This window comes from Salinimicrobium oceani, assembly GCF_012037645.1.
In genome coordinates this window covers 1-607 of sequence record NZ_JAAVJR010000227.1, presented here as the reverse complement: position 1 = coordinate 607, position 607 = coordinate 1, and the positions used below count along the sequence as shown (strand labels likewise).

At 45.8% G+C, this 607-nt stretch carries 1 protein-coding gene; it reads left to right on the top strand.

What is annotated here, in order from left to right; genetic code table 11:
* On the top strand, window positions 1-607 hold a 607-nt coding region (locus HC175_RS16415; RefSeq protein ID WP_168139459.1), incomplete at both ends, for an isoaspartyl peptidase/L-asparaginase family protein.

Sequence of the window (607 nt, the reverse complement as noted above, 5' to 3'; positions counted from 1 at the left end):
AAGCAAAGCTTGAAGAAGCTATAAGAGCGGGTCATGCAGTACTTGAAAGTGGAGGGACTTCACTTGAAGCCATCGAGCAGGCCATTAATATCATGGAAAATTCGCCACTTTTCAACGCTGGAAAGGGAGCTGTATTTACAAATGCCGAAACCAATGAACTCGATGCTGCGGTTATGGACGGAAAAACGCTTAATGCCGGTGCGGTTGCCGGAGTCACTACCGTGAAAAGCCCAATAGACCTTGCCATCGCTGTAATGAACAAGTCAGAACATGTGATGATGATAGGAAAGGGAGCCGAAACCTTTGCTGAAGAGCAAGGGATGGAGATTGTAAATCCTGAATATTTCTATACCGAAAGCCGCTTTCGCGGTCTTCAGCGAATTAAGAAGTCGGAAAAAACCCAACTGGATCATGATCAAAAAACGGCATTTTTTGATCCTTATATCAAAGACTCCAAATATGGTACTGTAGGTGCTGCCGCCCTGGACAAACACGGAAATCTTGCTGCAGGAACCTCTACGGGAGGAATGACCAACAAAAGATGGGGACGTGTAGGAGATGTTCCTGTGATTGGCGCAGGTACTTATGCTAATAACAAAACCGCTGC